The organism is Niabella aurantiaca DSM 17617 (assembly GCF_000374125.1).
In the GTDB taxonomy this organism is placed as follows: Bacteria; Bacteroidota; Bacteroidia; order Chitinophagales; family Chitinophagaceae; genus Niabella; species Niabella aurantiaca.
The window spans coordinates 1-8102 of record NZ_KB893641.1 but is presented as its reverse complement, the minus strand read 5'-3'; the positions used below and the strand labels follow the sequence as shown (position 1 = coordinate 8102).

At 48.3% G+C, this 8102-nt stretch carries 4 protein-coding genes; all 4 read right to left on the bottom strand.

Annotated elements, in window-relative coordinates; genetic code table 11:
* Nucleotides 1–209 precede the first annotated feature (209 nt).
* Complete coding sequence (ltrA, locus tag B160_RS29370) at nt 210–1505, bottom strand: group II intron reverse transcriptase/maturase (RefSeq protein WP_018629001.1); 1296 nt, start codon at nt 1503–1505, stop codon at nt 210–212.
* Between the two features lie 633 nt (nt 1506–2138).
* Nucleotides 2139–4019, bottom strand: a complete 1881-nt coding sequence (locus tag B160_RS0116350) for a RagB/SusD family nutrient uptake outer membrane protein (protein WP_245562234.1) — start codon at nt 4017–4019, stop codon at nt 2139–2141.
* Nucleotides 4020–4129: 110 nt separating this feature from the next.
* Nucleotides 4130–7225, bottom strand: coding sequence for a SusC/RagA family TonB-linked outer membrane protein (locus B160_RS0116345; RefSeq protein WP_026309824.1), 3096 nt, complete (start codon nt 7223–7225; stop codon nt 4130–4132).
* A 521-nt stretch (nt 7226–7746) separates the two neighbouring features.
* On the bottom strand, nt 7747–8102 hold a 356-nt coding region (locus tag B160_RS0116335), incomplete at its 5' end, for a transposase (protein ID WP_018628997.1).

The window sequence follows — 8102 nt, the reverse complement described above, 5'->3', positions numbered from 1 at the left end:
ATCCAAAGTATTCCATTCAGGATTTTCCGATCATCCTGACGTGGACGACCACTAACTATTTTGACTGGGGCTGCCTTTTTAATTACAGGCAAAACCTCTTCCCATTGCGTTACTGTTAAATCCATAACCGCAAGTTTCATACTCTTGACCCCTAATTCAAAGAACTATTTATTAACTATTCACATTATTCCTGACTTTTGAGATGACTTCTAGTAAGTAAACTCAGGCATCACAGCCTGAGATTCTGTTAGAACCGTGCGTAACAGTCTCCCGTTACACGGCTCCGATTTTCCAACCGTTGGTTTCGAGTTCAGTAGTTCCCAATGCGCAAACATCTTGGGCCTGCGCTCTGAGATCTGATGAAGCCATCTGACTGTCTTCATCCCTCCTGTTCGAAGTCGTTTGTATTTGCGTCTTGCCCACGCTTCGAGTTTTACATTTAAAATGTGCATAAACTCTTTCATTTTTGTTCTGTAAAATGTTCCGTAATAATTGATCCAGCCCCTTACTATGGGGTTGATCTCTTTTGCTATTTCCTGCAACGTATTTGTTGTCTTTCTTAATGCTCTCCACTTTCTCATCTTTTCATTCATCGCTTTCATTGCTTTTGTACTGACCGCAGGTAGAAAATTCGTAAAAGATCCATCTTTCCTTCCGTTCTGTGCTTGTCTTGGCCTAAACGTAAAACCAAGAAAGTCGAACGAGATACTTGGATAGTCTTTGTAAAACTTTCTGTTACTGTCCTTACAATACACCAGCTTTGTTTTTGATGCATGCATTTCAAGACCACAATCCGTCAACCTCTTCTCCAACGATTCCATCACTGTCTGGCCTTCATTCTGTGATCTGCACATGATGATGGCATCATCAGCATAACGAACCAGCTTACACTCCGGGTGCGCTATACTCAACCATTTGTCCATTGTATAATGGAGATAAAGGTTGGCCAGCAGTGGCCCGATAACAGAACCTTGAGGAACTCCTTTGGTTCTTGCTACCTGTCTCCCATCAGCCAACTGTAGTGGCGCTGTCAGCCATCTTTCGATGTATAACAGTATCCACCTTGTTTCGCAATGCCTTCTGACTGCTTTCATCAGTAGATCATGTGGAATGTTGTCAAAGAACCCTTTAATGTCAAGATCTATCACCCACGACTGTTTCCAGCGTAGTTGTCTTACTCTTTCAACAGCTTGCCTGGCNGACTTNCCNGGNCNNTAANCATANGAGTCTTTAANAAACAGNGNNTCNANCGTTGGTTCCAATAGCCCTCTTACTACAGATTGGGCAATCCGGTCGGCGATAGTAGGTATGCCCAGAGGTCTTAGTCCACCTCCTTTCTTCGGTATCTCAATCAGTTTCACCGGTGGTGGNATNTANCTGCCNGANCTCATNCGATTCCAAAGNNTGTACAGNTTGTNCCTGTANTCTTTGTCAAANTCNNTCATGCTNACTTCNTCCACNCCTGCNCTACCTCTGTTGGATCTNACCTTNTGNNANGCNNNCATCANNAATCGCNNACNNATACTAAACGGTTTTGCTTTGCTCATCTTCATACCTCCTGATCCACTCGTCGGTGAATTAGTTTTTGTTAATGAATAAAAACCGGAAAACAACTCCCCTTCGCTACTGCTATCTTTCGATAGCTGTCATCACTACTACGGAAGTTTCTGCCCCAGTGCTGCTCATTGATACTTTCCTTCTTACAGTGTCTCTTGCTTGAAGTTTTCTCTTAACATCGCAACGACTGGTTCTCACGTTCCATGTAAATGCCTGTGTTAAGCTCACGCTGTCTATACGCCGGATGCCGCAAGAACAATAAACAGGTAACCTCCTTGCTTGTCCCAATGATGATACTGCACATTGGTTTTGACATCGTCTAATCCTTTCGACGCCTCTGACGACAGTTCACTAATGTTCGCCTTCGTTAACACTTACCTGACACCTTTATCGATGCCTTTTCCTTTCATGCTCACCACCACAACTCTTAATTGCAGCAGCTAAAGGTGGTTTGATAGCTACTCCTGTAAGTCGCTACCGATGGGCCTGCTCCGAAGGAATCCTTCGAACCATCATCATCTACATAGCATTAAATAACAAAATCAAAGAACTAATTTGAAATCCTTATTTATTCGTGACACTCAATACCCCGGATTTTGTTGAGCCTGTTTCTCCGCTGCCGTCAGATTCTTACCATTCAACAGGATACCGTCGAGGTAGGTTTGCGGGATCGGGCGTAACAGATGATGATCCCGGATACTGGAGGTTGCCTGAAAATTGAATGCCTTAACCCTTGGTATCAGTGTCTTTGTCCTGGAGAGGTCTTCCCACCGTTTGTACTCGCCGCAAAGTTCGCGCGACCGCTCATCCAGTACCAGAGCGAGCATCCGGTCGTACACGTTGCTTACTCCCAACCTGGAGATCACATATTCATCCCCGGCAGGGAGCGCGTTGATATCGGTGATCGTCAGGCTGGTTGCTGCTGCTGTTGTAACCGGGATATTATTGGACTCATAATAGGCATTCTCTGTCATGAAAGAATTAATATTGGGATTCTGGCCGGAAGCAGAAGCAGCAAGGGCCCCACCCCCGTCATAATAGGCAGAACGGTCTTCGCCTGCTGCATATTGCGCACGTGCACGAACCGCGTTGATATACGGCAGCGCATCCGTATAAGAACCCGTACCCAGCTTCGCAAGCCGGATCTTTGCTTCGGCGGCGATGAGATAGGTCTCTGCAGAACGGGCCAGGTTAATATCCCGCAATCCTCTTGTATCATTCAATCCTGTCCTTGAGCCGTCGATGTATTTGTTCAAAGCGGGGAACCGCACATCAATGTTTAACGCCCCATCTTCCGTTGTACCGGAAGGATATGCGATATAGGCGCTGGGGATGGTTTTGCCGGTTTTGGTGTAAACCACTGTATTGTTAAGCTTATAGCCGGAAAAGCGCGCATCACCGGGTTGGTTGATAATATAGATAATGCCCAGGTCGCCGTTGGCATAATAACCGCCGGAGGTCTTGTTTGCACGGTATTTGGTACGGAAGCTTTTCCAGAACCGGGAGTCGTTCACCAGATCATAGATGCGGTACATATAATAGCTGGTGCGCAAACGGCTGTAGGGCCGGTCGCCCGTAACATCGCGCTGCATCTGGGGCAGGTCGTCATACCGGGACGCAAAATAAAGATGCTGTGCGTTGGAGCCGTTGGTCGAAACATCTGCGGTGAACTGGGCGGAAAGGATCAGCTCCGGAAGCTTTTCGTTGGCGCCATCCGGACCTGTATATTTCCATAAACCGGCAAAATCGGCGGTCAACGGGTGCTGCGCAATCACTTCATCGCAAAGGGGCAAAATGGCAGCCAGGTCGGCGGCTTTGGTAGCAGCGTTCCAGGAGTCGTTGATCTCGCTGGCCCGGAACAAATAGGCTTTTGCCAGATAATGGGCCGCCGCGTACCTGGTGATCTTCGCCGGGGCGCCCGCAGTGGGCAACAGGTCATAGGCCTGCCGGAGATCATCGATCACCTGTTTGCAAATCTCTTCCGGAGCGGCTCTTGTAAACTCCAGTTCAACCGTGGTGCTGGGGACGGTCTTCAGCGGTACGCCGCCAAACTGGGAAACCAGGCGCAGGTAACAGTAGGCCCTGAAAAAATACCCCTCTCCCAAGGCTACTTTTTTGATCGCATCCGAGGTGGAAGCGCTGGCACCGGCATTCTGGATCAGCAGGTTGGCATCACCAATTCCGATATAAAGGTTGTCCCATTGCACATTAGCGCTGGATGTATTGGAATTGGTGACGGAAACAATCGATTTAAAACCGCCGCCGTAGTTGTTCCATACACCATTTGACGCATCGCCGCCCACACTAAATTCGTCCACTCCGTAATTTGCCGCGCAATAGATCCACTCGCTGCTAAAGGGCGTATTGAATACCTGGTAATATGTACCGGCCGCAAGCGACTGAATGCCCTCATCTGTTTTGTAATACTCCATACCTCTTGCGGTTTCGAGTTCCTCCTTCAAAAAACTCTTTTTACAAGATGAAAAAAACAGCAGCCCTGAAAAAAAGGATAGGTGAAAAATCAGTTTTATCGTGTTCATGTTACGTTAAATTTTACGATTAAGCATTCCGGTTAAAATGTTGCATTCAATCCGATCGTGAAGCCCCGGTTATAGGTAGCGCCCTGTACGTCCATATCCAGCCAGCCGATCCGGGAGAACAGCATTCCGGGATTGATCAGCTGTACATAGGCTTTTAAACCCGAGATCACCGTGGTTTTCAGCAAGCTCCTGTTGAGGTTGTATGCCAGCGATATATTGCGGATTTTGATGAACGAGCCCTTTCGATACCCTAAAGCCGGGTAATACGGATCACCGCTGCCTTCGGTATAAATGGGCTTCTGGTATTCGGCGTTCTTATTGTTCTCATTATAATAATTGATCACCCGCTGAACGCCCCGGGCTGTTTCCGATTCGCCGCCCGCGTCATACATATATTTCAGGCGGCCGTACAGAAATACGGATAGTTCAAAGGACCTGTAGGAAAAGGTATTGGTCATTCCCACGATCCACCGGGGCCTCGTATTACCGATGATAACCCGGTCATTATTGGCATCGATTGCTGTATCGCCGTTGATATCGATGGGTCTTATATTCCCGGCCGAAAAGGAAGCACCCTTTGCATTGTACAGATTGTAGACAGCCGAATCCTCCAGGTGCCAGAGCCCGGCATTCCGGTATCCGTAGATCACGCTGATCGGCTGCCCGATGAACCAATTGTTGTTGATATCATCGTTGCCGGTCGCCAGCTTCACAATACGATCCTTTTGCCAGGATACGCTGGCAGTGGTGGTCCAGTTAAAGGACCGGCTGTTCACATTAACCGTTGTCAGGCTCAGGTCTACGCCTTTATTGGCGGTTTCCCCTACGTTGGCAAACGTTTTGGTATAGCCGGTAACCGTGGGGATGGACATTTCCATTAAAAGGTCAGTTGTTCTTGACTGATACAGATCCAGGTTCCCGGAGATCCTTCTGTTGAGCAGTGAAAAATCAAGTCCTACATTGTATTGCGTCGTTTTTTCCCATCCCAGGGCCTGATTGGCCAGTGTGGAGGAGGGAATCGTGCCCGCCGTTAACGTGCTTATATAGGGATAGAAGACGGAGGTCAGCGGGCCCTGTGTTTCATACGGGTCGATCGACGAATTACCCGTAACACCAACGCCCAGCCGCAGTTTCAGATCATTGATCCATCCGGTGCCCTGCATAAAACTTTCCCGGTCTATGCGCCAGGCTACTGCCGCAGAAGGGAACCAGGAATATTTATGCCCTTCCGCAAGCTGGGATGCTCCGTCGCGGCGCGCGGATGCAGTCAGCAAATACCGGTCATCAAAGCTATAATTGATGCGGGCCATATACGATTGCAGCTGGCTTTCGGTCAGGCCTGATGAATAATCGGTCAGGTTCGCCGCAGGGATATAGGTCTTTGACAAAGCGTTCCATTTCTGGCTGGGAAAGGCCACACCCGTTGCAGCAATAGAGCTGGATTCTTTTAAGTATTGCGTCTGGCTGCCCAGTAAGGTGAGCGCCAAATCGTGTTTGCCGATGCTTTTATTGTAATAGATCAAATGATCGAGGGTATAGGAAATGGTTTGTGTTTTTGAAAGCGAGGCCGCGCTGCTCCCGCTGCTTCTGACAGAGGTTGCGTCTACATAGCTTCCGTCGCGGTAATAAGAAAAATCCGGCCCAAAGTTCACCCGGTATTTCAGGTTTTTCAGAACAGGAAGAATGGCGCCAAAATCAACCTGCCCGTAAAGGCTTCCAAAAGCGCGGAGTGTTGTTCGCTGATCCTGGTTCAGGTTCCACTCATTGGCAACATTTTTTACTCCGATATCGCCACCGGGGGTCTCGATCCTGTTCCCTGCAGAATCGTACGGCACAGCGTACGGGAACAGGGTCCGGGCCGATTCGTAAATGCTGTTCTGCCGGGAAAGAGGGTTGCTCCCCGCGGTTGATTGTCCGTATTCCTGTATCCCGTATGAAACCTGGAGATTGCTGCCCAGGGAGAACCACCGGGTTGCGTTGATGTCCACATTAAGGTTTGCCGAATACCTTCTAAAGCTTTGTCCCTTCTGTGTTCCCTTATTATCCAGGTAGCCAAAGGACGCGTATGATTTTACTTTTTCGCTTCCACCGGCAACGCTCAGGTTCAGGTTGTGCGTGATGCCGGTTTGGGTCACCATGCCCAGCCAGTCCGTCGTGGGCACTTTTGAGCCATCCCAGCTCCCGGAGGCCCAGCCCTTTTCTATATTGGCCCATGCCGAGGGGTCGCCGCTGGCAAGGAAGATCACCTTATCATTGGCGATGGTGGGCTGGTCACCACGGGGGTAGAGCGCGGGGTTCCGGTAATAATAAGCCCAGCGGCGGAAGGAAATGTAATCTGCTGCGTTGAACATTTTTTTCCTGTCTTCCAGCGTTTCTACCGTGGTAGACAGATCGATGTTCAGGGTTGCTTTGCCCTGCTTCCCCCTCTTGGTCGTAACGATCACAACACCGTTGGCACCACGGGAACCATAGATCGCGGTGGCGGAAGCATCTTTCAATACATCAATGGATGCAATATCATTCGGATTGATGTAATCGATACCGCCGGTAGACAGCGGGATCCCGTCAACAACAAACAACGGGGAATTGGATGCCGTTAAAGAACGCACACCGCGAATATTAATACTGGCCACCGTACCCGGCCGGTCTGTGGATGAGATGTCCACGCCGGCCACCTTTCCCTGCATGGCCTGCAAGGCATTGGACACCGGCCTCGATTTTATCTCTTTTTCATTGATCCCTGTAACGGCGCCGGTCAGGTCCTTCTTTTTCACAGCGCCATAACCGATCACCACTACCTGGTCCATTTCTGAGGCGGATTGTCTCAATACAATACTCATATGCCCCTTTGTAATGTGCAGTTCCTGTGTGGCAAACCCAATATTAGATACCACAAGAACGGCATTCAGAGAAGCGTTCAGACGGAATGTTCCCTGTTCATTCGTGACAACGGCCAGACCGGTGCCCTTAATTTGAATCGTGGCCCCGGCTACCGGTTTTGAGGCCTCGTCCAGTACGGTACCGGTTACGGATAGCCGTTGCTGTCCATAGGAACGCAGCGGAACATTGAGCAAGGCTGCCGCCACAAAAATTGCGAATATGCAACGGAGACATTGGTTTTGTTTCATATGTATATGGTTTAGAATAAGTAGAAAACACCCGGGCGCCAACCATACAACAATCTGCACGATAAAAGCAAGCGCGGAAAAATACGTTTGGTTTATGATTAGAGGTCATCGTTCCCGACCAATACAACTGAAGTGGGATCTCCGTTACTTTGGCAGAACAATATAAGGGCATGCGGGACCAGGATGGTCATCCGCCATTTCCACATGTACTCTTCTTTTCAGCAACCGGATCTTCGGTTGTTTTGGTTTAATAAACGAATTTCAAATCCTTCTGCAAATCCAGCACACAACCGTCCTTATTTCTTAACAGAACAAATGTAAAAGAGTAAAATCCGTTCACCGTCCTGCGCCATCCTGAAATGGGCGGGTAATTTACGCAAACGTTTGCATTGCTATGCTGCGTTTTCAACCGGGATTCTTTTATCCATGCAGGCCGCTTCCCTGATAAAAAGTATTTTTTACAATTATCGGTGATAAACGGTGCGGGTTAACCGTTCAGGATCAGGTTGAAAAATTGGGGATCAGGCATAAATGTTAGCGAGTCTGAATAGGAAAAAGTTAATATCTCTTACCCCTCTTGCAGCGGCTCTGAAGGCCTTAATTTTTGCGTTAAAAGATTCTGCCGCTGCATTGGTGCTTCGATTATTAAAATAATTAAGGATACTTTGATGATGGGTTTCAATGGATCTGGCCACCGTTCGAAATACTTTTAATCCGGAATCTTCCACTTCATTATACCAGAGGGCCAGTTTTTTGAATGCTATTATTTTAGCGGTACAGTTTGAAAAAATAGCACTTAATTTTCTTGATAATTTATAGGCTTGTTCAATAAGCGGATATCGTTCAAATAGTAGTTTGGCCCGATGCAGTTGGGATG

Bases quoted from the DNA above. Each gene is read 5' to 3' on its own strand.
- B160_RS0116345 (WP_026309824.1), bottom strand. From the start codon at position 7,225: ATGAAACAAAACCAATGTCTCCGTTGCATATTCGCAATTTTTGTGGCG.